This window comes from Dactylosporangium sp. NPDC000555 (assembly GCF_040300025.1).
GTDB lineage: Bacteria > Actinomycetota > Actinomycetes > Mycobacteriales > Micromonosporaceae > Dactylosporangium.
Window position 1 is genome coordinate 20,268 of the sequence record NZ_JBEPDB010000024.1, and the last position, 22,029, is coordinate 42,296.

A 22,029-nucleotide genomic window follows, 5' to 3' on the forward strand; every position below is an offset into this window, starting at 1 on the left:
GGGGTGTGCGGGACGTCGTTCACAGGCCGACGAGCTGCCACTCCTGGCTGGAGCCACCGTTGCCGACCCACTGGATGACCTTCGCGCCGTCCGCGGTCGAGCCGCCTTCGACGTCGACGTACCAACCGGTGCGCACGTTGACGATCTCGTAGTACCCGGTCGTCGACGAGTGGACCAGCTTCCACCCCTGGTTGTCGCCGTTGTTGTCCGTTGGGTAGGCCATGGTTCTACCTCCGCGGCGGACATCGCCATCCTGTTTCCGGTCTGCAAGGAACGCTGCCGGTCTGCGACGTGTTCCATGGGTGCCACGCTCGGCCGCTGCCAGACCGGGAGAAGACGGCGCCGGTGGTGAAACTTTCCGCCGGCCGCGCCAGGTCACGCCGGGGCACGCCCGACCCACAGCGGCTTCCTGCACGCGACCGGCAGCGGCTCATGGGCCTCGCTGGGCCGCGCGATGCGCATCCGACGGAGACGCCCAACCGCACCATGAGCATCTGGATCAGGCCGGAGGACTGGCAGCTCAACGGACACGTCCACGTCAACCTCGAGGTCATCAATCCCGCGACGTGGCAGTACATCTCGCTGCGGCACGTCGACCTGATCAGCAAGTACCCGAACTACCGGAACTTCACCACCGATCCGTGGGTGGGCAGGCCGACGACGGTCTCCGTGCTCGGCTACACCGACCCGTACGGGCACACGGACAGCATCGACGTCAACGTGGACGACCTCTACGTCAACTGCAACCGCTGAGACGACAGCACCGCCCACGCCGACGGTTCCGGGTCTACGGCACCTGGGCGGGGCGTCGCCCGGTGTCGCCGACGTTGGTGGGACACCTCCAGCAGCGCGGCGGCGGTTGTGTGCGGGCCGTGGTGGCCCGCATCAGCGAGCGACGTAGGGGTGACCTCGTGCGGCGCCGAGGATCTGGGCGCCCTCCGGCGTGATGTCGAGCTCGTCGAAGGAGCCGACCACCGGGCCGTCCGCCGCCGGCGGCGTGCTCTCCTCGCGGCGGACCCCGATGGCCTGCCAGCCGGCCGTCCGGGCGGCCCGCAGCTCGGCGTCGCTGTCGGACAGGAACACGATCTGGCCGGCCGCGGCGCCGATGGCGGCGGCAATCGCCCGGTACGAGTCCGGCGACGACTTCGCACCCGCGTTCTCGGTGTCGAAGTGGTGGGTGAGGTATGGCGTCAGGTCACCGTGCGGCGAGTGGCGGAACCAGGCGTGCTGCGCGGTGACCGAACCGGAGGAAAAGATGCACAGCGTCAGCCCGCGGGCGTGCCAGCGGCGAAGCGCAGGGGGCACGTCGGGGTACACATGGGAAGTCAACGCACCGGCGGCGAAACCCTCCTGCCACATCATGCCCTGGATGCTCTTGAGCGCGGTTGCCTTGGCGTCCCGGTCGATCCAGTCCCGCAGGACGGCCGTGAGCTCCCGCAGGTCCCGATCGCTCAGGAGATCGCCGCCGTCGCGGGCCGGATGGCCGCTCAGCGCGGCCGCCGAGCGCAGCGCCCGGACGACCGCGGGATCGGTGCGGTGGGCGACGAGCCACTGCGGGAGCTCACGCCGGGCGTACCCGAACAGCACGGTACGCACGTGGTCGGCGGAGCTGGTGGTGCCCTCCACGTCGAGCACGACGGCGCGCATCAGCGCACCGCAGCGCTTCGCAACTGGTCGAGGGTCGGGAAGCGGCGGGCGATGCTGTCCGGGACGAAGTCGGCGATCCAGCCGTCCTCCTCCTGGAAGAACCGGATCGCGGTGAACTGCGGCCGCTCCCCCATGTCGAACCAGTGGCGAGTGTTCTCAGGGACCGACATCAGGTCGCCCGCCTCGCACACAACGGCGTACACGTTCCCGTCGACGTGCAGGTAGAAGCAGCCGCTGCCGGCCACGAAGAACCGTACCTCGCCCTCGGCGTGGGTGTGCTCGTCGAGGAACTTCTCCCGGGCTGCCCGCGCCGTCGCCGGCCACTGGGGGTCGTCGTCGTCGGGTACCATCCGCGCGACGTCCACCAGCCGGAACCCGCCGGCCTTGCACAGCCGGTCGACCTCGTCGCGGTACGCCTCCAGCACCGCGGCGCTGTCGGCGCCGTCGGGCAGCTGGCGAGCCGTCCACCGTTCGAACCTGACCCCCAGCGCCGCCAGGGCCCGGCCGATCTCGGCCGGATCCTGCGTCCGGAGCCGGATCTGAGCGGGCTCGTCGTCGGGCATGATTTGCAGCAGGGGCATGGTTGTCCTCCTCCGCGATCGGTCAACGCGGCAGGAGCAGCGCCAGCCGGCACAGCTCCTCGACGCACTCGAGATGGTTACGGGCCTGGCGCAGGTCGGTTCCCCAGACCGTCACGCCGTGGTATGCGATCAGCAGGGCCGGTCCGCCGTGCTCGGGCCGGCTTTCGAACCAGGCGTCGGCGTCCGCGGCGATGCGCGAGACGTCGGACCAGTTGGTGAACACCGGCACGGCGAGCCCGTCGCGCCGCCCGAGGCCGGCGGCGAGCTCGTACCCGTCGAACCGGACGACCCGCTGGCCGGCCCGGGCCTGCCGGCTGGCCAGCGCCGTCGCGTAGGGGCTGTGCGCGTGCACGACGGCGCCGCACTCGCCGAACCGCCGGTAGATGGCGAGATGGATGGATGTCTCGGCCGACGGCCGGGGCGCGCCCGGCGTGACCGGCTGGCCGGAGCCGACGCCGACGCGCACGGTGTCGGCCGCGGTCAGCTCTCCCTTGTCCCGTCCGCTGGCCGTGATGAGCACCTCGTCGGCGCTGAGCCGGACGGACAGGTTCCCCGAGGTGCCGGGCAGCCAGCCGCGCTGGTACAGCTCGCGGGACAACCCGGCGAGCTCACCGGCCGCGGTGGCCTCGGTCCGCGAGCGGGCCGGGCGGCCGCCGGGGAGCACCCGGGACTCGGTGACCACGGCGGTGACGAGGTTGGTGGGCGTGACGTCGAACGCCGGGTTGAAGGCGGCCGTGCCCGGCGCGGCGATAGGCGTGGCGGCCAGCGACGTGACCTCCTCCGGCGGTCGCTGTTCGATGACGATCGCTCGGCCGTCGGGCGTCTGCGGGTCGACGGTGGACTCGGGCGCGACCACGACGAACGGGATGCCGTGGCGGGCGGCCGCGACGGCCAGCGCGTAGGTTCCGATCTTGTTGGCGACGTCTCCGTTGGCCGCGATCCGGTCGGCGCCGACCACGACGCAGTCGACCAGGCCGGCTGCCATCGCCGCGGGGGCCGCCGAGTCGACGCAGAGCCGGTGCGGTACACCGGCCGCGCGCAGCTCCCACGTCGTGAGCCTGGCGCCCTGCAGCAGCGGCCGGGTCTCGGTCGCCAGCACAGACTCCAGCCGACCCCGTGCGGCCAGTTCGACGGCGGCCTCCAGCGCGGTTCCCCGCCCGCCGGTGGCCAGGCGCCCGGTGTGGCAGTGGGTGAGCAACCGCAGCGGCCGCTGCGGGCCGATCTCGGCGAGCAGGTCGGCGGCGCGTACCGCGGCTTCGCGATTGGTCCGCACGTCGGCGTCGGCGAGCTCGATCGCGTGCTTGAGCACGGCGTCGGGGCCGTGGACGACCTCGCGGAGCGCGGACTCGACGCCGCGGGCCAGGTTGACCGCGGTGGGACGCGCGGCGGCCAGCCGGCGGGCGTCGTCGTAGACCCGCTGCGGGTCGCCGTCGCGGTGCCGGTGCGCCGACAGCGCGACGCCGAACGCCCCGGCGAGACCGAGCGCCGGAGCGCCGCGGATCGCCAGCCGCTGGATGGCGTCGATCAGCTCGTCCACCGTCGTGATGCGCAGCCGCCGGTACCGGTGCGGCAGATCGGTCTGGTCTACGGTTTCGACGGCGCCGTCAACCCAGGCCAGCGTGCGGTCCGCGAGCGGTTCGTCGAGCGTTTCCACGGGACTACCCCTTCTGCGCCTACCGCCGCCAGGCGGGGACGGCGTCCGGCGCGGGTGCGATGGAGACCTGCAGTGCCGCCAGCGCGGCATTCGCCCGGCGGCCCGCCACCGCCGGCTCCGGGCCACCGGCGATGACGTACGCCAGCCGGTCCTGGAACGAGTGCGTCAGCGCGACCTCGGACCCCGGCTGGCGCAGCACCCCGACGTCGACGACGCCGGGCAGCCGGCGAGCGGCCTCGACCCCGTCGACCGCGTGCAGCCGGCCGGGCCGGTCCGCGACGAGGAACCGGACCGCCGCCGCGCCGGCCGGGCCGGGCATCGTCGCGTCGCCGGCCGCGGCGGGATCGGCCCGGCGGCCCGCCGCCCGCGCGACGGTCGCCGCGATCAGGTCGATCCCGGTCGCCGCCTGCACCGCCCGCGGGATCATGCCGCCAGCCAGGCGCGGGTTGACCTCGATCACGCTCACACCGGCGGGGCCGTCGCGCAGCTCCACATGGGCCGGGCTCCAGCGCAGACCGAGCGCGCGCACCGCCCGCAGCGCGACGGCACCGATCCGCTCGGCGTCCCCGGGCCCCAGGGCGGCCGGGACGTCGTGTCCGACCTCGACGAAGTGTGGCTCGGCGCCGAGGTACTTGCGGGTGACCGCGACGACGGCGTCGTCGAAGATCTCCACCGAGTACTCGGTCCCGGCCACGTACCGCTCGACGACGATCGCCGGCTGCGGCGGCAGGCCGAGCGCTGCGGGATCACCCTCGAGCACCGCGGCGGCCGCGCGGCGGACCTCCGCCGGGCTCGTGCACAGCCGCACGCCCACCGAGCCGGAGCCCGCGACCGGCTTGCACACCACCGGCCCCCCGATCCGGCCCGCGGCGGCGACCGCGGCGGCGACGGTCGCGGCCGGCGCGAACCGGGGCACCGGCACGCCCGCCGCGGCCAGCACCGCGCGCTGCCGCGCCTTGTCCCGGCAGCCGCGCACGGCGTCCGGGTCGACGTGCGGCAGGCCCAGCCGGCGGGCCGCTTCGCCGGCGGTCGCGATGAAGTACTCCGAGCTGCTCGTCACGCCGGCCACGGGGGCGCCCAGCGCCTCGATGGCGGCCAGCACCGCGTCGATCGAGGCGGTGTCGACGCGCCGGCCGTCGACCGCGTCCTCGGCGAGGTACGGGTATCGGGCCGGGTCGCGGGCCAGGACCACCGGCCGCAGCCCGAGGCGGCGCGCCGCGGCGCAGAACAGGCGCCCCGAGCCGGTTGTGTTGCTCTCGACGAGCACGAATGGCTGCCCATTCACGGCCCTTCCTCCGGCGAGTCGATCCCCGCGAGCAGCGCGACGGCGCCGCGAAGCTCCTGGTCCGCGTGGCGCGCATCGGCCCGCCGATCGCCGCACCACGCGCGCAGCGCGGCCCATTCGGCCAGCGCCGGGCGGAATGCCTCCTCGAACGCGCCCGGTCCGCCGCCGTAGCGCTGGGCGGCGACCACCGCCGCCGGTTCGGTGTCCACATCGGTCAGCCAGTCGGACAGGCCGAACGGCGCCAGGTCGGTGGTGCCCGCCTCCACCGCCTGCCGCACGGCCGCGCCCACCATCCGGTGCGCGGTGCGGAACGGAATGCCGTCGCGCACCAGCCGGTTGGCGATCGCCGTGGCGGTGGTGAAGCCGTCGCGGATCCGTTCCCGCATGCGGTCCGGCACGGGCCGGGCACCGAGCACGACCACCTGGGCGAGCTGTACCGCGTCGTGCACCGCCTGCAGGCCGGGCCAGAGCGCCGCCACCGCCTCGGTGCCGACCTCGATGGTGTTGCTGAACGGCGCGCCGGCCATGGCGGTGACCATGGCGGTCCAGGCGCCCACCGCGTGGGCCGGCTTGGCGAGCAGGTGTTCCAGCAGGAAGGCGTTGCGCTTCTGCGGCATTGCGGAGCTGCTGCCGACGAGCCGGTCCGGGAACCAGATCAGGCCGAACTCGGCGGTGCTCCACAGCTGCAGGTCGCCGGCGACCCGGCTCAGCGTCACGGCCAGGCCCGTGGCCGCGGCGAGGGCCCGAAGCGCCGTGTCGCGGCTGGCGACCGCGTCGGCGGCGTGTCGCGCCGGGGTCGCGAAGCCGAGCAGTCGCGCCGTGCGCTGCGGTGCGATCCGCAGGTCCGTCCCGGCGACCGCGCCGGCGCCGAGCGGGCAGCTCGCGAGGCCCGCCGCCGCGCCGCGCAGCGCGTCGACGTCGCGAGCCACCGCTTCGGCCACGCCGAGCAGGTAGTAGCCGTAGGTGACCGGCATCGCCGCCTGGTGGTGGGTATAGCTGGGCATCAGGACGTCGCGGTGGGCCCGCGCCCGCGCCAGCAGCACGCCGAGCAGCCGAAGCGCGTCCTCGATCAGGTCGAGCAGCCGGTCGCGCAGCCGAAGCGCCGTGGCGGTCGCCTTGAGGTCGTTGCGCGAGCGGGCGGTGTGCAGCACGCCGCCGACGTCGGCGCCGAGGCGCTCGGCGAGGTACTGCTCGTACATCAGGTACAGCCCGCGCGGCGCCGGCCGGCCGGCGAGCGGCGCGAAGCCGGCCGCTTCCAGTTCGCCGATGCAGCGCAGCAGGACGGCGGCGGTCGCCTTGTCGATCAGGCCGCTCTCGGCGAGCATCACCAGGTGCGCGCGGTCGATCCGGGCGGTCAGGGAAAGCTCCTGGTGCAGCGCCGCGCCGGTCGGCTCGCCGTACACCACCCGTTGCGTGCGCGGACCGAGCTGGCCGACGAGGCGACCGGTTCCGCTCATCGCGGCACGGCTCCCACCGGTTCGCCGGCGGCCACCTCGGCGGCGCTGCGCCGGGCCCAGGCGAAGGTCGCCCACGGCGGCCGGGCCGCGTGCGGGTGGTCGACGGCGAAGGGCTCCTCCGGGACCGTGACCCCGGCGTGGTGGGCGGCCAGCCAGCCGTCGTCGTAGACGGTGTCCTGATAGCGGTACCCCTCGTCGGGCAGCATCACGACGGTGCGCGCACCGGGGTTGCGCCGGGCGTGCCACCGGGCGACGACGTAGGCCGCGCCGCTGGTGGGCCCCATGAACAGGGCGTGCCGCTGGTGCAACTGGCGGGTCGCCGCGTACGCCACCGGCGCGGAGCACCAGTGGACGTGGTCGAAGACGCGGTGGTCGAGGTTGCCCGGCATCAGGCTCATGCCCAGGCCGCGCAGCTCCCGGTGGCCGTCGGGCTGGCCGAACAGCACGCTGGCGAAGGTGTCCACGCCGATGGCCTGGCAGTGCGGCGCATCCGCGCGCAGCCGCGTCGCGGTGCCGCACATCGAACCGCCGGAGCCGACGGGACCGACCAGGCAGTCGACCGGCCCGAGGGTGTCGAGGATGTGCTCGGCCGCGACGGCGTACGCGCGGGGGTTGTCCGGGTTGGTGTACTGCTCCGGGCAGAACGTCGCCGGGTGCTCGGCGCGAACCCGGGCCAGCAGCTCCAGCCGGGCCGCCTGGTAGCCGCCGGGGCGCTCGCCCGCGCCCTCCGGCACCCGCAGCACGGTCGCTCCGAGGTCGCTCAGGCGCCGATACAGTCGCTCGTCGATGACCGGGTCACTGACCAGGATGACCCGGCGGTCGAGGTGCACGCCCTGCATGGCCAGGGCGAGCCCGAACGTTCCGGACGTGGTCTCGACGATCACCGTGCCGGGCTCGAGGCGACCGTCGTCGAGCGCGCGGCGCAGGATGTACCGGGCCGGTACCATCTTCATCAGCGTGAAGGATGCGGCGTAGAGGTTCGGTTCGAGCTGGATCAGCCTCGGCAGCTGGTACGCCTCGGTCGCCTCGAGCGCGGCGGAGCGTTGGAATCTCCCGGCCCCGTACCGCAACGTCGCTCGCATCGTTCACCCTCCGGCCGGGCCGGCGAGGCACTGCATCGCCATCCACGCGGCCGCGTTCTGCTCGTTCGCCTCGACCTTGACCCAGCTGCGCCCGTTGCGCCGGACGTCGTCGACCACCGCGCGCACGCGCGGGTCGCTCGAGCGGCTCAGCGGCCGGTCCGCCACGTCACCGGAGTCGGCTGGCAGTTCGGCGCCGACGATCCGCCGGACCTGCGCGGCGTCGAGTTCGGAGGATCCGCTCTCGGACGCGACGTGCCACACCGCCGCGGCGACGAGCCGCCGGGCGAGGGAGCGGTAGTGGTGTGCCTCCGGGCCGACCGGCACGTCGGTGACCACACCCGCCGCGAAGTCCAGAGCGTCCTGCCAATCATCGATTCGCTTCAGCATCGCCGCCCCGCCTGCTCGACTGGAACTCATCGCCACCCCCTTGAACGGTCGGGCACCGGCGCGACCTCCGCCGGTCCGGCCGGGCGCGCCGCAGACATTCCGAACCGTAGGCACCGCCGCGACGGCCGGACAACGACACCGAAAGAATCCGGACGGACCCGGCCGCCGCCGTCGCGATTCTTTCGGCGCTTCCGGGATCGGCCCGGCGCCCGTGGGACGCTTTCCACGGCGGATCAATCACAGGCCGCGTCCCGACTGCCGACGAGGAAGTCTGAGACCAGATGAGTTTGCCCCTCAAGCAACGCCCGGAACGTATGCGGTTCGCGGGCGGCCGCGCGCGACAGCTCGGCGACGCCACCGTGCACGGGACATTCGGTGAGCTGCTGCAGGGGTACCGGCAGCAGCCCGACGGCGGATTCGAGCACTTCCTGGTGACGTTGCCGGTCCAGGAACTGTGCACGACCAGCACGGTGTCGCTGACCCGTGGCCGCGGCGGTCATCGCGTCCAGCCCGCCGACCGGGCCCGGGCACTGGCCGCGACCACCGACCTGGCCCACGCGCTCGGGCTCTACGATGTCGAGATCGACCTGTCCGTCAACAGCAACATCCCGGTCGGCAAGGGCTGCGCCAGCTCGACCGCCGACATCATGGCCTCGCTCGCGGCGCTGGTCGCCGCGTCGGCGCCGGACACGCCGCAGCGGGTGCTGCACGCTCTCGGCACGCTCGTGGCCCGAAACATCGAATGGGGCGACTACGTCCTGAGCGACTCGATCACGCTGTGCCTGCAGCGCTCGCACACGTTGGTTCGCACCTACGACACAGATCTGCGCTGGCGCATCCTCGGCGTCGACGAGGACGGTTCCGTCGACACCGCGGAGTTCCATCGGCGCGAGCGCGAGTCCAGGCGGCTCGCGCTGCACTACGCGACACTGCTGAGCCAGCTGGACGCGGCGCTCATGATGAACGACTTCGCCACGGCGGCGCAGATCGCCACGGAGAGCGCGGTCATCAACCAGCGGGTCCTGCCCAAGCGCAACTTCGAGCTGATGCGGCGGGTGGCCGGCACCACCGGCGCGCTGGGCATCGCGGTGGCCCACACCGGCACCGTGATCGGCCTAATCTTCTCGGAGCACCAGAGCGACTTTGCCGCGCGGCTGCGGGAGGCGAAGCTGTGCCTGCGCCGCAAGGACCTGACCGGCCGGATCTACACCGTTCGCGACAGCGACCTGCTGCAGCCGCCGTCCGAGCGCCAGTAGGTGGTGGGCTCGACCCGCCACCTACCGCTATCGGCTCATGAGCTGCGCGCGCAGCAGCGCCGCGAGCCGGTCGGCGTCGCGGTCGGGGATCTGCGCCGGCCGGTAATCGAGCCAGACCCGCAGCCCCTCGGCCTCGTCCAGGTGCACCTCGCAGGACAGCACCGACTTGGCGTACGAGAAGCGCACCGGCTCCGCCCGCATCGCCGGCTCACCGCCGGACGGCGCCCCCTCGACGAACGTGAAGCGCACGCCGATTGCCTCGTCGGGCGTCGCGCCGTCGCCGAAGACGAGCTCGAACGGCAGGTCCACGGAGCCGAGGGCCTCCTTCATCGCCTGGTGCGCCTCCTCGACCAGCGCCGGCCGGGCGAGCCCGGACCACTGCGGTGCGGGCCGCAGCACCACCGTGTTGGTCAGGTTGCCCAGCGTGCTGCGCAGTTCCGGGCGCAGCCGCGCGGTCGTGCAGCACCCGATCGGTACCGCCGGGAGGCGCGGATCCCAGGCGCTCAGCGCCCGGTACCACGCGACGAACGTGAGCGTCGCCGGCGACACCCCGGCCTCGGCGGCGGCGCCGCGCAGCGACTCGGCCGCCCGCGCACCGCGCAGCAGATCCACCCGCCGGCCGGCCCGGTCACCGCCGGTCGGCCACGGGCACCGCGGCGCGCCGGCCAGGGCCGCGCGGCGCTCGTCGACCGCCACGCCCAGGACGCCGTCGTCGAGCCGCTGCAGCTGCCAGGCCGCGACGTCGGTGATCCCGATCTCCTCCACCACCGGCGCCGACCCGGTGAGCCGCGCGGCCACGGCGGGGCCGAGCACCTCGACGAGGCCCTGGTGGTCGAGGTGGACGTCGTGGCCGACGACCGCCAGGGCGCCCGACCCGTCCGGCAGGGCGTACACCCGCACCATCGCGGCGCTGCGGCCCGGATCCAGCGGACGGGAAGCCACCGCCGCGGCATCGCGCCGCACCCACTCCATCGGGTCGGGCACCGACGCCGGCACCGCGACCGGCACCGGCTCGGGAACCGGTGCCGGTCGGCTGCGCGGCCGCCCGCCGCCGTCCACCACGCGGCCCAGCGCGTCGAACCCGCCGGCCACCGATCGGTACGCCGCGTCGAGCGCCCGCGCCGAGCAGGACGGGGCGAACCACAGGGCGCCGCAGTGGTAGAAGTCGCCGTGGCGGCCGTCGTGGTCGAGCTGCCACAGCACGGACTGTTTGCGCGTGAGGGCGTCGCTTCGCTCCACGAGGCGCACCGGCGGCACGTCGATCGTCGCGAGCAGCCCGCGCTCGGCGAGGGTCCGGACGGCGACCGCGCGGGCCCCCGGCTCCATCGCGCGGAGCCGCTCGACGACGGACCGGCTGGCGGTGTCAGGCGACATGCAGCTCCACCTCGTCGAGCACCTGGTGCGCGGCGGCATCGCTTTCGCTTCGCCGGGCGATCGCCGCGGCCAGTTCGGCGATGGTGTTGGCCTCCAGCCACTCGCGAAGGGTCAGCTGGACGGTGAACGTCCGGCGCACCTCGGCGATCACCTGCGTCGCCAACAGCGAGTTTCCACCGACGCTGAAGAAGTCCTCGTCGGCGCCGACCGTCTGCAGCCCCAGCAGCCGGCACCAGATCTCGGCGATGCGCTCCTCCACCGGCCCGGACGGGGCCCGACCGGCCTCCCGGCGGGAGAACTCCTGCGCCGGGTCCGGCAGCGCCGGCCGGTCGACCTTGCCGTTGCTGTTGAGCGGGAAGCGGTCCAGCACGATGATCGCGTTGGGCACCATGTACGGCGGCATCCGGTCGGCGGCCGCCGCGCGGAGCTTGGCCACGTCGACGGTCTCGCCCTCCTCGGCGATGACGTACGCGACGAGTCCGCGGTCGGCGCCCTCGCCGAACGGTACGACCAACGACTCGCGCACCCCGGGCAGCGCGTTGAGCTCCGCCGCCACCTCGAGCAACTCGATGCGGATGCCGCGGATCTTCACCTGGTGGTCGCTGCGGCCGAGGAAGCGCAGGTTGCCGTCGGGCAGCAGCTGGGCGATGTCACCGGTGCGGTACATCCGCGCGCCGCCGCCGCTGAACGGGTCCGGCACGAACCGGTACGCGGTCAGGCCGCGCCGGCGCAGGTAGCCGCGGGTCACCGAGTCACCGGCGATGAAGACCTCGCCGCGGGCGCCGAACGGCACCGGCTGCAGACTCTCGTCGAGCACGTACGTCTGGGTGTTGTGCAGGGGCGTGCCGGAGCGCACGAACGGCAGGTCGTCGTCGCCGCGCGGGCAGACGTAGTAGGTGGAGTCGATGGAGACCTCGGTCACCCCGTAGAGGTTGATCAGGTCGGCGTCGAGCCGCTCCCGGAAGCGCCACATCAGCGAGACCGGGACCGGCTCGCCGCTGACGAAGACGTGCCGCAGCGACGTGCACCGCTCGACACCCGGCGCGGACAGGAAGGTCTGCAGCATCGCGGGCACGAAGTGCAGGGTCGCCACGTCGTTGTCGGCGATCAGGTCGACGAACCGGTCGAGATCCAGGTGCAGCTTGGCGGGGGCCATGACCACCCGGGCGCCGACGACGAGCGGCCAGAACAGCTCCCAGACCGCGGCGTCGAAGCTGTACGCGGTCCACTGCAGGGCGGCCTCGTCCGGGCGCAGTTCGAACCGTTCGCGCATCCACCACAGGAAGTTCACCGCGCCCCGGTGCTCGATGAGCACCCCCTTGGGCCGGCCGGTGGAGCCCGAGGTGTACATCACGTACGCGAGGTTGCGCGAGGTGACCGCCGGGGTCGGGTCGTGCTCGGGCCAGTCGTCGGGCTCGTCGGCGAGCGGGTCGATCTCGGCCAGCACGATCGTGCGGTCCGGGTCTTCGGGCAGCCGGTGCTCCAGATGCTGCTCGACCAGCACGACGGAGCAGTCCAGGTCGCGGTAGAGGTAGTCCAGCCGGTCCGGTGGGAAGAACGGGTCCAGCGGCGCGTAGGCGGCGCCGGCCTTGAGGATGGCGAGGATCGCGACAGACATCTCGAAGCCGGGCTCGGCGCACAGCCCGACGATGTCGTCGGGTCGGACGCCGCGGTCGATCAGCCGGTGGGCCAGGCGGTTGGCGCGGCGGTTCAGCGCGGCGTACGTCATCGTCCGCCCCTCGAACACGACGGCCACCGCGTCGGGGGTCCGCGCCACCTGCTCCTCGACCAGCTGGTGCAGGCAGCGCCCGTCCGGGTACGCCGCCGGGGTGGCATTGTGCCGCTGCACGGCCCGCGCCTGGGCCTCGTCGAGCAGGCTGATGTCGGCCGTCGGACGCTCGCCGGACACGACGGCGGCCAGCGCCACCGCGGTGCAGTCCAGCAGCCGGGCGGCCAGGTCGTCCGCGACGATGGCCGGGTCGTGGACGGCGGTCAGCGCGCCGCCGTCCAGGCGCAGCGTGTAGGCCACGACCGGGCCGGGCCGGCCGGTGGCGACCGCCGACGCCGGGCGCAGGTCGAACGCCGAGTCGAACAGATCCACGCCCCGGCCGCGGCCAGACAGCTCGTTGCGCTCGGCCCGCGACAGGTGGGAGTTGGTGAGCAACTCCTTGATGGCGTCGAGGTATCCGGCCCGCCACTGCGGCATCGGGCGCTGGTCGAGCCCGCCCACCAGCGGGACCGTGCATTCGTAGACGCCGGCGGCGTCGGCCAGCTCTGCGGGCCGGGTGTCGAGCAGCACGCCCACGGCGGAGCGCTCGCCGCCGCGGAAGCGGGCCACCACGACGGCGTACGCGGCCAGGACCAGCCACGACTCGGGGACGTCGAGCTCGGCGGCCAGCGCTTGCAGGGAGCCGAGCAGCTCCGTCGGCAGTTCGCGGCGCACCTCCCGCCGGGGCCTGGGCAGCTGCCTGGCCTCGTCGAAGAGCGGCGTCGCGGCGTCGAGATCGGTCAGCGCGGTGCGCCAGTACCGCTCGGCGGCGTCCCGGTCCAGGTGGTCGCCGAGCCGGCCGCGGTAGTCGCCGGCGTCGGGTAGGTGCCGGGGCTGGCCGCCGGCCGCGATCCGGGCGACCTCGCGCAGGAGCAGCTCGCCGCTGCGCTCGTCCAGGGCGAGGTGGCTGTAGCGCAGCACGAGCCGGGTGACCCGCTCGCCCTCCACGACGGCGGACAGCCGGCACAGCGGGCCGTCGGGGTCGACGCCGGCCGGTTCCGGGGCGGCGGCGAACTCGACCGGTGCGACGTCACCGGCCACCAGCTCCGGCGTGGCCGCGCCGCGGTGGATCGCGAGCCGCGTCGCCGGGTTCGCCCGGCAGGTGTCCCGCCACGCCGCCTCGACGGCATCCGGGGTGAGCTGCGTGGTGCAGGCCAGCGTGGCCCGCCCGGACGTGGTCAGGCTCGCGTCGATCAGACTGTCGACCAGCCGGTCGTGTTGGCTCGGAGTCAGCACGATATCCATTACGACTCTCCCGTGATCTCGTCGATGACTTGCAGGGCGGCCGTCGCCGCGTCGGTTTGCGTGCCGATCAGCTCCGCGAGGGTCGCCACGGACGGCGCGGCGAAGAACCGGGCGAGCGGGATCTCGGTGCCCGTCCGCTCCTTGACCTGCAGAAGCACGCGCATGAGCTGCAGTGAGGTGGCGCCGAAGGAGAACAGGTCGTCGTCGGGTCCGACCGGCGCGCCGAGGACCTGTTCGACGATCTCCGCGGCCAGCGCGGCCTCCTTCCGGGTGGACCAGCGCTCGTCGCGGGCCGGGCGGCGGCGCTCGCCGCGCGCCTGGGCCACCCGCCACGCGCGTTGCGCGTCGAGCCCGTCCGCGGCCCGGTCGACCAGCACCGGCGCCGCGGCGAGCGGATCCGGCAGCTGGACCGGGCCGACCGGGCGCGGCGACAGCACGACGGCCGTCTCGGGCGCCGGCGCGCCCGGCGGCTGGGCGATCACGATGCCCCGGCCCTCCAGCAGCGCCCACCAGGCGTCGGTCAGGCAGGTCCGGTGGCGCGCCACCGCCCGGTCCGCCGGCACCTGCAGCACGCGGAGCGCCTCCGCGAGCCGGCCGGCCAGCGCCCCGGTGTGCTGCTCCCGGCCGCCGCCGGCGCACGGCCGCAGCCGGTCCGCGGTGCGCCGGGGATCTGCGTGGTACCGCGTGCCGGGCGCGACGCGCAGCACCAGCTCGCCGGCGGCGCCGACCGGCACGGTGCGGCCCCCGTCGTCGGCCGCCCGGGCGCGGCCCGTCACGGGTCGCAGCCCGTCGGCGGTGACCTCCCACTGGGTGGCCGGCGCTTCCGCGGCCCACCACACGGTGGTGCCGTCCGGACCCGGATCGACGCCGCGCCGCGTGCGCCGCAGCCCGGGCAGGCGGTGCGTCGGCACCGCCCAGTCGCCCAGGAGGTGCTCGTCGACGACGCAGCCGGCGAACTGCTCGAGCAGGTCCACCGCCGCGGTGCCGTCCGGGCCGGACAGCAGCGCCAGCTCGGCGCCGTGCACCCCGGCCGCCAGCACCTTCAGCACGAGATCGTCCGATACGTGCGCGGCGTCAACCACCAGGGCCTGCCCCGGGCGCAGCCGCCACAGCGCACCGAGTGCCGCGGCGCCGTGGAGCAGGTCCGGCAGCGGTACCCGCGCCAGCACCGCGGGCCCGGGGGCGCCGGACAGCCCCAGCAGCACCGCGCCCTCACCGTCGCCGGTGGGATTGGCGGCCCCGCCGGCCGGCGGGTGGACCGTGTTGTCGGCGCTGACGCGCACCGCGCCGGGAAGCCGCGCGAGCAGCGCCTCCCGCCAGGCCGGCGGGTCGTGCGGGTCGACGGCGAGCACGTCGGCGCGGCAGCGCAGCGCGGCCAGCAGGTTGGCCACGGTCTCCGGGCCGGCGGTCGCCTCGACGACGACCGGGCTGCCGGGGCGCACGCCGCAGTCGCGCAGCTGCGCGGCGCGCCGGTCCACCGCCGCCTCGACGATGTCCCGGGCGATCGTGCGCACCGGCGTGACGATGCCGGGCGCCCGGGTGTCCGCCGGCGCCTCGGCACCGAGGTCCCGGCCGGTCAGCGGGTCCTCGCCGCGGTGTGCACCCGCCAGCGCGTCCAGCAGCGAGGGCAGGGTCAGCGCCGGGCCGCTCACGTACAGCCGGGCGCCGTCCGGCCGCCGCAGCAGCAAGCAGTGCCAGCCCTCGGTCGCCTCGGCGGCGAGCACCGGCTCCACGGCGACGGGCGCACCGCCGAGGTGCAGTTCGGGCAGGTCCACCACGTCGATGTCGAGCTGCACCAGCGGCTCGGCGGCGCCGGTCCAGGACGGGTCGAGCGCGTCGAGCACGGCCGCGGTCGGCGCCGCGGCGCCGGCGCCCCCGTCGGGCCGGACCAGGCCGAGGACGGGCTCGTCGACCCGCCCGACGATCGGCAGCGCCGGCCGCCGAGGGCGCCGGCGTTGCATACGCACCGCCGCGCCGCGCCAGCCGCAGGCGCGCAGCGCGCCGGCCAGCCCGGCCGCCAGCGCCTCGGCGGCATCGTCCCGGGGGCCGTCGTAGGACGCGACGGCGCGGCAGTGCACGGCCCGGGGGCGGCCGCCGGCAAACGACCAGTACGCCTCGTCCGCGGGGCTCCCCAGCTCCTGCGCCACGGTCCGGGCGGGCGCCGCGTCCACGGGGTCGCGCTGGGCGAGCCAGTAGCAGTAGTCGCCATATTCCAGGCCGTGCGGCGCGGGCAGCGCGCGGCCGTCGTACGCCGCCGCCAGGTCCGGCAGCAGCGCCGCCCAGCACGAGCGGTCGACGAGGAACGCGCTCACCGCGAGCGTGACGCTCACGCCGTCCGGTCCGGACCGCACGGCCCACCGCAGCGGGTGCGCCCGGTCGGCCTGCGCCAGTTCCGCCGGATCGTCCACTTGAGACACCGGATGCGGTACCGCGGCCAGGAAGTCCCGCCCGCTGTCGCGGACCGGCCCGAGGCGCAGCGCCTCGTGCCGCGCGGCGACGGCTCGCAGCGCCGCGGCGAACCGGGCCGGGTCCATGCTCGGCGCGCTCAGCCGCACGCGGTGGGTCCGGCCGGCGGCCAGGTCCGCCGCGTGCGCGTGCGGCAACGGAATGCGCGCCGCGGGCGGCCGCGGCGCGGGCGCGTCGACGCGTTCGGTGGCCATCCGGCGGGCCAGCGCCTGGATCGCCTTGTGCCGATCAACCATCGTGTCTCCCGTTCAGCAGGCTCAGCACGTGAGCGCGCTCGGCCCGGCCGAGCGCGGGCACCGACGCGACCGGGCGGTCCCCGTCCGCCGCCGTCCAGTCCAGGACGGACACCAGGCGGTCGGCCAGCTGCCGCGCGGTGGCGGGCTCGAACAGGGCGTCGCTGCACTCCAGCTGGATCGCGGCGTGTCGCAGCCCCAGGGCGAAGGTCGCGTTGAGGTCGAACCGGGCGACCGGGTAGTCGGCGACGACAACCTCGGTCGTCAGACCGGCGAGCGGGAAGGCCGGGGGCGCCCCGTCGACCGCCGAGCAGAACGCGCTGAACAGCGGGTGCCGGGCGGTCGAGCGGCCCGGGCGGACGGCGCGGACCACCTCGCCGAACGGCACCGTCTGGTGCTCCAGCGCCCCGGCCACGGCCCGGCCGGTCTGCTGGACCAGCCCGCGGATCGGCAGCTCGGGGTTGATGCGGAAGCGCACGCACACCGTGTTCATGAAGCAGCCGACGATGCGTTCGCACGCGGCCTCGGTGCGCGCCGCCACCGGCATGCCGACGGCGAAGTCGCGCTGGCCGGTGCAGCGGTGCAGCAGCAGCCCGTAGCCGGTCAGGCAGGCCGCGAACAGGCTGCTGCCGGCCGATCGCGCGAGCGCGGTGAGGCCCCGCACGGTCGGCTCGCTGACCTCGCGCCGCACGGTGATCATCGAGGCGCCGACGCCGTGTCCGGCGCGGTCGGCCGGCAGCTCCAGGTCGCCGACGCCGTCGAGCTCGCCGCGCCAGTACTCCAGCCCGGCCCCGTCCACGCTCCGGCCGGCCAGCCACGCGGCGTGCTCGGCGAAGGTGAGGTCGAGGTCGGGCAGCCGGACCGGTTCGCCGGCGACCAACGCCGCGTAGACCGCGCTCAGCTCGTCCGACAGGATCGACAGCGACACGCCGTCGACCGCCAGATGGTTGAAGGTCAGCACCAGCAGGTGGTCCTCGTCGCCGAGGCGCACCAGGCGGACCCGCATCGGCCACCCGGCCGCGAGGTCGAACGGCTCGCGGACCTCCTGCCGCACGATCCGGCGGACGTGCGCGTCGAGCTCGTCGGCGGACGCCCGCACCGGCTCCGGGTCGAGGCTGATGTGGCGGCTGGGCCACACGTACTGCCGGGGCTGCCCGGACGCGTCGGCCCGGATCGTCGTGCGCAGCGGCTCGTGCCGCAGGACCAGAAGGTTCAGTGTGTTCTGCAGGGCGGCCAGGCGCAGGGGACCGCGCATGCGCAGCGCGATCTGGACGTTGTACTCCGACGTCGAGGGGCGCAGCTGCTGCAGGAACCACAGTCCACGCTGCTGTGGGGCCAACGGGCGGCCGGTCAGGGCCGGATGTGGGCGGTCGAGCCGTGGCCCGGTGCGAGGCCGGACGGGCGCGCTCATCGCAACCTCCAGTCCATTGCGGACTTCACCGCGGCCACCGCGGCGTTGATCGCGTCGTCGTCGAGGTCGCGGTGCGTGACGAACCGGACGACGCCGGGGACGACCTCGGTCACCCGGATCCCCTCCGCGGCCAGCAGATCGACGACCCGGGCGGCGTCGGCGCCGAACCGCAGCGCCACGATGTTGGTCTCGGGCGGGTCGCCGAGGACCTCGGCCGGGACCAGCGGGCGCAGCTGCTCCCACAGCAGCCGGGCCCGGTCGTGGTCCTGGGCGAGGTCGGCGATGTTCTCCAGCGCCACGAGCCCGGCGGCCGCGATGTGACCGATCTGGCGGAAGGTCAGCCCGAGCGTACGCCGTAGAACCCTGGCCCGGTCGATGAAGTCCCGTTCGCCGCAGAGCACCGAGCCCATCGGCGCGCCGAGTCCTTTGTAGAGCGAGACGGCGACCGCGGCGCACCGGCGGACCGCCTCCGCGGCGCGGTAGCCGCGCGCCACGGCGGCGTTGAACAGGCGGGCCCCGTCGCAGTACAGCGGCACCCCGTGAGCGGCGCACAGTTCGGCGACGGAGTCGATCTCGGCCAGCGACCAGGTGTGCCCGCCGCTGGAGCCGTGGCTGTTCTCGATGCACACGACGCCCGGCCGGGGTGCGTTCACGTCCGTGGCCCGCAGGCACCGTTGCAGCGCGGGCAGGTCGAGCCGTCCCCGCTCGCCGGGCAGCGGCAGCGTCTGCAGCCGGGCCACCGAGGCGATCGTGTGCGCCTCCCACATCTGGATGTCGGACTCTGCGTGCACCACGACCTGGTCGCCGACGGTGAGCCCGAGCACGGCCACGGTGTTGGCCAGGGTGCCGTTGGGCAGGAAGAGCCCGGCCGGCTTGCCCACCAGCTGCGCCGTCGCGCGCTCCAGCGCCGTGACGGTGGGGTCCTCGCCGTAGAAGTCGTCGCCTACCGCCGCCGACGCCATCGCCTCGCGCATCCTGGCGTCGGCGACGGTGATCGTGTCAGATCGAAAGTCAGCCACTGTCGTCCAACCCTTCGTCGCCGTCCTCAGCTTCCGAAGGGCCGGCGCCGTCTCGCCAGAGGTCTTTCGCGGACATGTCCAGATCTGTCCGGCACCCTTCATCGCCCGCCGGCCGGCCGGAGCGCGGCACCTACCGTGCAGGTACGGACACCGCATTGACGGGAGGAGATCGATGAGCGAGACCGACGACGCCCGGGAGTACCTCGTCGTGCTCAATGACGAGGAGCAGTACTCCATCTGGCTCGGCGACAAGCCCCTGCCCAGCGGGTGGCGCGCTGAGGGGACGCGGGGGACCAAGGACGCCTGCCTGGACCACATCGAGCGGGTGTGGACGGACATGCGCCCGCTGAGCGTCCGCAAGCGGCTGACGCACGCCTGATTGAACACCTGGGACCCGAGCACATGGGAGCAGCGACGTGGAGCACTTCTCTCCCATTCACGACACGATCGCGCAGCGCGCCGCGGAGGCGCCGGACGCCGTCGCGGTCGAGGACGACATCACCAGCCTGACGTACCGGCAGCTGGTGGACCGCACCGACGACCTCGCGGCGGAGCTGATCCGCCGCGGGGTGCGCCGCAACGACGTGGTGGCGGTGCACATGCAGCGCAGCTGCGCGCTCGTCGTGGCACTGCTCGCCGTGTCGCGGGCCGGTGCGGGCTCGCTGATGCTCGACGTGGACGGCCCGCGCCGCTGGCTGAGCCGGTTCATCGAGGTCGCCGGACCGGTGGCGCTGATCACGCACGAGGACAAGCCTGCCCTTTCCACCGAGGTCGCGGTGATCGCCGTGCGCCCGGACGCGCGCTCGGCCGGGCCGGCGCAGTGCGCGCCGGGTTGCCCGTCGCAGCCGCCGGTCGACGATGCCGGACCGGTGCGCTTCCCCCGCATCGGCCAGGAGGATCTCGCCTGCCTGGTGCAGACCTCGGGCTCGACCGGCGAGCCGAAACTCGTCCTGGTTCCGCACCGGACGTGGTCCTACGCCGCGCAGACCCAGCAGCGCCTGCACGGCATCACGGCGCAGGACCACGGCGCGTGGCTGTTTCCGGCGCACACGAACGTCTCGGTCAGCGTGGTGATCTGGCCGTTCCTCGCGGCCGGCGCCCGGCTGTCGATTCCGGCTCCGAAGATCGTCGCCGCGCCCGAGGAGCTGGCGGTGTGGATCCGCGAACGGGGCGTCACGCAGTTCTTCGCCGTCGCGCCGCTCGCCGAGGCGATGGCCCGGCTGGAATGGCCGCGCTCGGCGCTGCGGCTGATGCTGACCGGCAGCGACCGGGTCCGCGAGTGGGGCCGGTACGACCTGCCGTTCGAGGTCGGCAACTGGTACGGCGCGAACGAGGTCAACATCGTCACGTCGTCGGTCATCCCGTGGGACAAGCGGGTCACGTCGGCGACGGCGACCGAGGCGGACCGCAGCGGTCCGCCACCCATCGGACGGATCTGGCCGGGCGTCACCTGGCGCGTGGTCGACCCGGCCACCGACGAGCCGGTCTCCCCCGGCGCCATCGGCGAGCTCCTGGTCGGCGGCGAGCAGATCGCCATCGGCTACGTCTCGGCGCGCCGGACGGCGGAGAAGTTCCTACCCGACCCGCAGGCGAGCACCCCGGGCGCCCGGCTGTACCGCACCGGCGACCTCGTCCGGGTGCGCCCGGACGGCCTGCTGGAGCATCGCGGCCGCATCGACGAACAGGTGAAGATCAACGGCGTGCGGGTCGAGATGGCGGACGTGGAGCGGGCGTTACTGGCGTGCCCCGGCGTGCGGGAGGCCGCCGCCGCGGCGGTCGACACCGCTTCCGGGCGCCAGCAGTTGGTGGGCTACGTCGTCACCGACCGCGCGGTGACCGACGGCGTGCTGCGCGCCGCGCTGGTCGAGCTCCTGCCGGCCGCCATGGTGCCGGCCGCCTTCATCCGACTGCTGCGGCTGCCGCGCAACCGTGGTGACAAGCTTGACCGGCTGGCGTTGCCGCACCCGGACACGGTCGTGCCGTCGCCGGCCACGGGTGCCACCGCGGTCGTCGAGGCGGTCTTCGCCGAGCTGCTCAAGGTGGAGTCCGTCGCCCCCGGCGACAACTTCCTGCTGCTGGGTGGCGACTCGATGCTGGCGGCGCGCGCCGCGCGTGAACTGAGCCGGCGCCTCGGGCAGTCCGTGTCGGCGAAGGAGGTCCTGCTGCATCCGACACCGGTCGAGCTGGCCGGCCGGCTCAACGGCGGCTGAACCACCGCACGACGATCGCCCGGAACGACCATCGGCACCGTGGTCGTGCCGGGCGATCCGGCGTTGGGGCGGCGTGGCCGGGGCCACGCCGCCGGTCACTCGGCGAGAAGCAGCCGCAGGCTCTCGGGGCAGGACGCGAATGCCCAGTGGTTGCCCGGTAGCGTGCGGAACTCGGTGTCGGCGACCTCGCTCCACGCGGGGTCGACCGCCTCGGCCGGCGGCACCACGTCGTCGTCCTCCCAGGCCACCGCGACGACCGGGCACGGCACGCGCCGGGCGGCGTCGTAGCGCCACGGACGGTGCACCTCGACCTCCTGCCGGAGCACGGTGGCGCCGATGCGCGCCAGCTCCACCGGCATGTCCGGGTTGCCGAGACCGCGCTGGACCTCCTGGATCTCGGCGACGAAATCGTGCCGTTCGATGTCGACCTTGTTGAGGCCGCCGTAGAGGTCCTTGTGGGGCGGACCCCACGACGACGCCACGAGCTTGCGCGGCGGGCGCCGGCCGTGCTCGGCCAGCCACAGGGCGGTCTCCAGGGCGAACGGAACCCCGCCGCAGTGCGCGAAGAAGACATAGTCGCGATCGGTGAACGGGGAGAGGAACGCCCCCAGGTCTGCGCCGTACTCCCGGTGGGTCGGGAACGGCGGCTCGGCGAACCGGTTCTCGCGACCCGGCGGCTGCACCGCCGCCACGGCGCCCGCCTTGATCGTGCGTGGCCAGCGCCGGTACGACGCGGCGCCCGCGCCCGCGTACGGGAAGCAGAACACCAGCGCGCTGGCCTCGTCCGGGACCTTTCCGAACAGCCATTTCCGCGGATCTCGATGTTTCGCCACGTTACGCAACGTAGCCCGGTGCGGCTGAGCGCTCCCGAGCCGATGACAGGTCGACGAAAGGAATTCCGGCGCCTCTTTCACGCTCGTGTCGCCGGTGCGGTACCACGGCGGGCCGATTTTC

At 74.3% G+C, this 22,029-nt stretch carries 18 protein-coding genes; 4 read left to right on the forward strand and 14 right to left on the reverse strand.

Going from position 1 to position 22,029, the window contains the following annotated elements:
* Nucleotides 1–19: 19 nt before the first annotated feature.
* Complete coding sequence (locus ABT297_RS17100; RefSeq protein WP_350550018.1) at nucleotides 20–223, reverse strand: RICIN domain-containing protein; 204 nt, start codon at nucleotides 221–223, stop codon at nucleotides 20–22.
* A 263-nt stretch (nucleotides 224–486) separates the two neighbouring features.
* On the opposite strand from ABT297_RS17100, the gene ABT297_RS17105 reads away from it, so the two are divergent.
* A complete protein-coding gene (locus ABT297_RS17105; RefSeq protein WP_350550020.1) occupies nucleotides 487–753 on the forward strand; it encodes a hypothetical protein in 267 nt (88 codons plus the stop codon).
* 132 nt (nucleotides 754–885) lie between these two features.
* On the opposite strand, the gene mtnC is transcribed toward ABT297_RS17105, so the two are convergent.
* From mtnC to ABT297_RS17140, 7 genes are read right to left on the reverse strand one after another with little or no spacing between them, the layout of a single operon-like run.
* Nucleotides 886–1,647 carry an acireductone synthase gene (mtnC, locus tag ABT297_RS17110; protein ID WP_350550022.1) on the reverse strand — a complete coding sequence of 254 codons (762 nt, stop codon included), beginning with the start codon at nucleotides 1,645–1,647 and terminating at the stop codon, nucleotides 886–888.
* Nucleotides 1,647–2,228, reverse strand: coding sequence for a 1,2-dihydroxy-3-keto-5-methylthiopentene dioxygenase (locus ABT297_RS17115; RefSeq protein ID WP_350550024.1), 582 nt, complete (start codon nucleotides 2,226–2,228; stop codon nucleotides 1,647–1,649). The genes mtnC and ABT297_RS17115 overlap by 1 nt, the downstream gene beginning before the upstream one ends.
* A 22-nt stretch (nucleotides 2,229–2,250) precedes the next feature.
* Nucleotides 2,251–3,882, reverse strand: coding sequence for an S-methyl-5-thioribose-1-phosphate isomerase (mtnA, locus tag ABT297_RS17120; RefSeq protein WP_350550027.1), 1,632 nt, complete (start codon nucleotides 3,880–3,882; stop codon nucleotides 2,251–2,253).
* A gap of 19 nt (nucleotides 3,883–3,901) precedes the next feature.
* Nucleotides 3,902–5,167, reverse strand: coding sequence for an ATP-grasp domain-containing protein (locus ABT297_RS17125; protein ID WP_350550030.1), 1,266 nt, complete (start codon nucleotides 5,165–5,167; stop codon nucleotides 3,902–3,904).
* Nucleotides 5,164–6,624, reverse strand: a complete 1,461-nt coding sequence (gene argH, locus ABT297_RS17130) for an argininosuccinate lyase (RefSeq protein WP_350550033.1) — start codon at nucleotides 6,622–6,624, stop codon at nucleotides 5,164–5,166. Before argH ends, ABT297_RS17125 begins: the two co-directional genes overlap by 4 nt.
* Nucleotides 6,621–7,706, reverse strand: coding sequence for a cysteine synthase family protein (locus ABT297_RS17135; RefSeq protein ID WP_350550036.1), 1,086 nt, complete (start codon nucleotides 7,704–7,706; stop codon nucleotides 6,621–6,623). Before ABT297_RS17135 ends, argH begins: the two co-directional genes overlap by 4 nt.
* Before the next feature lie 3 nt (nucleotides 7,707–7,709).
* Entirely contained in the window at nucleotides 7,710–8,123 is a 414-nt protein-coding gene (locus tag ABT297_RS17140) for a hypothetical protein (RefSeq protein WP_350550038.1), read from the reverse strand.
* Between the two features lie 251 nt (nucleotides 8,124–8,374).
* On the opposite strand from ABT297_RS17140, the gene ABT297_RS17145 reads away from it, so the two are divergent.
* Nucleotides 8,375–9,349: a GHMP family kinase ATP-binding protein gene (locus ABT297_RS17145; protein ID WP_350550040.1), complete on the forward strand. Its 975-nt coding sequence runs from the start codon at nucleotides 8,375–8,377 to the stop codon at nucleotides 9,347–9,349.
* Nucleotides 9,350–9,376: 27 nt separating this feature from the next.
* Here ABT297_RS17145 and ABT297_RS17150 read toward each other — a convergent pair whose 3' ends face one another.
* The 5 genes from ABT297_RS17150 to ABT297_RS17170 are packed head-to-tail and all read right to left on the reverse strand — an operon-like array spanning nucleotide 9,377 to nucleotide 18,865.
* The gene (locus tag ABT297_RS17150; protein WP_350550042.1) at nucleotides 9,377–10,723 is read right to left on the reverse strand and encodes an amino acid adenylation domain-containing protein; all 1,347 of its coding nucleotides are present in this window, start codon (nucleotides 10,721–10,723) and stop codon (nucleotides 9,377–9,379) included.
* Nucleotides 10,713–13,736 (reverse strand): non-ribosomal peptide synthetase, encoded by a 3,024-nt coding sequence (locus tag ABT297_RS17155; protein ID WP_350550044.1) that lies wholly within the window; start codon nucleotides 13,734–13,736, stop codon nucleotides 10,713–10,715. Before ABT297_RS17155 ends, ABT297_RS17150 begins: the two co-directional genes overlap by 11 nt.
* Nucleotides 13,736–16,438: a phosphopantetheine-binding protein gene (locus ABT297_RS17160; protein ID WP_350550047.1), complete on the reverse strand. Its 2,703-nt coding sequence runs from the start codon at nucleotides 16,436–16,438 to the stop codon at nucleotides 13,736–13,738. Before ABT297_RS17160 ends, ABT297_RS17155 begins: the two co-directional genes overlap by 1 nt.
* A complete protein-coding gene (locus ABT297_RS17165) occupies nucleotides 16,431–17,846 on the reverse strand; it encodes a condensation domain-containing protein (protein WP_350550050.1) in 1,416 nt (471 codons plus the stop codon). Before ABT297_RS17165 ends, ABT297_RS17160 begins: the two co-directional genes overlap by 8 nt.
* Nucleotides 17,843–18,865: a threonine aldolase family protein gene (locus tag ABT297_RS17170; protein ID WP_350550053.1), complete on the reverse strand. Its 1,023-nt coding sequence runs from the start codon at nucleotides 18,863–18,865 to the stop codon at nucleotides 17,843–17,845. The genes ABT297_RS17165 and ABT297_RS17170 overlap by 4 nt, the downstream gene beginning before the upstream one ends.
* A 172-nt stretch (nucleotides 18,866–19,037) precedes the next feature.
* Here ABT297_RS17170 and ABT297_RS17175 point away from each other — a divergent pair, with 172 nt between their 5' ends.
* Nucleotides 19,038–19,244: an MbtH family protein gene (locus ABT297_RS17175; RefSeq protein WP_350550056.1), complete on the forward strand. Its 207-nt coding sequence runs from the start codon at nucleotides 19,038–19,040 to the stop codon at nucleotides 19,242–19,244.
* Between the two features lie 37 nt (nucleotides 19,245–19,281).
* Nucleotides 19,282–21,075, forward strand: coding sequence for a non-ribosomal peptide synthetase (locus ABT297_RS17180; protein WP_350550059.1), 1,794 nt, complete (start codon nucleotides 19,282–19,284; stop codon nucleotides 21,073–21,075).
* A 95-nt stretch (nucleotides 21,076–21,170) separates the two neighbouring features.
* Here the strand turns inward: ABT297_RS17180 and ABT297_RS17185 are convergent, their stop codons facing one another.
* Nucleotides 21,171–21,908, reverse strand: coding sequence for a thioesterase II family protein (locus ABT297_RS17185; RefSeq protein WP_350550062.1), 738 nt, complete (start codon nucleotides 21,906–21,908; stop codon nucleotides 21,171–21,173).
* Nucleotides 21,909–22,029 lie beyond the last annotated feature (121 nt).

Bases quoted from the DNA above. Each gene is read 5' to 3' on its own strand.
- mtnC (WP_350550022.1), bottom strand. From the start codon at position 1,647: ATGCGCGCCGTCGTGCTCGACGTGGAGGGCACCACCAGCTCCGCCGAC.
- ABT297_RS17145 (WP_350550040.1), top strand. From the start codon at position 8,375: ATGAGTTTGCCCCTCAAGCAACGCCCGGAACGTATGCGGTTCGCGGGC.
- ABT297_RS17155 (WP_350550044.1), bottom strand. From the start codon at position 13,736: ATGGATATCGTGCTGACTCCGAGCCAACACGACCGGCTGGTCGACAGT.
- ABT297_RS17175 (WP_350550056.1), top strand. From the start codon at position 19,038: ATGAGCGAGACCGACGACGCCCGGGAGTACCTCGTCGTGCTCAATGAC.
- ABT297_RS17105 (WP_350550020.1), top strand. From the start codon at position 487: ATGAGCATCTGGATCAGGCCGGAGGACTGGCAGCTCAACGGACACGTC.
- ABT297_RS17100 (WP_350550018.1), bottom strand. From the start codon at position 223: ATGGCCTACCCAACGGACAACAACGGCGACAACCAGGGGTGGAAGCTG.
- ABT297_RS17135 (WP_350550036.1), bottom strand. From the start codon at position 7,706: ATGCGAGCGACGTTGCGGTACGGGGCCGGGAGATTCCAACGCTCCGCC.
- ABT297_RS17140 (WP_350550038.1), bottom strand. From the start codon at position 8,123: ATGAGTTCCAGTCGAGCAGGCGGGGCGGCGATGCTGAAGCGAATCGAT.
- ABT297_RS17165 (WP_350550050.1), bottom strand. From the start codon at position 17,846: ATGAGCGCGCCCGTCCGGCCTCGCACCGGGCCACGGCTCGACCGCCCA.
- ABT297_RS17150 (WP_350550042.1), bottom strand. From the start codon at position 10,723: ATGTCGCCTGACACCGCCAGCCGGTCCGTCGTCGAGCGGCTCCGCGCG.
- ABT297_RS17160 (WP_350550047.1), bottom strand. From the start codon at position 16,438: ATGGTTGATCGGCACAAGGCGATCCAGGCGCTGGCCCGCCGGATGGCC.
- argH (WP_350550033.1), bottom strand. From the start codon at position 6,624: ATGAGCGGAACCGGTCGCCTCGTCGGCCAGCTCGGTCCGCGCACGCAA.
- ABT297_RS17115 (WP_350550024.1), bottom strand. From the start codon at position 2,228: ATGCCCCTGCTGCAAATCATGCCCGACGACGAGCCCGCTCAGATCCGG.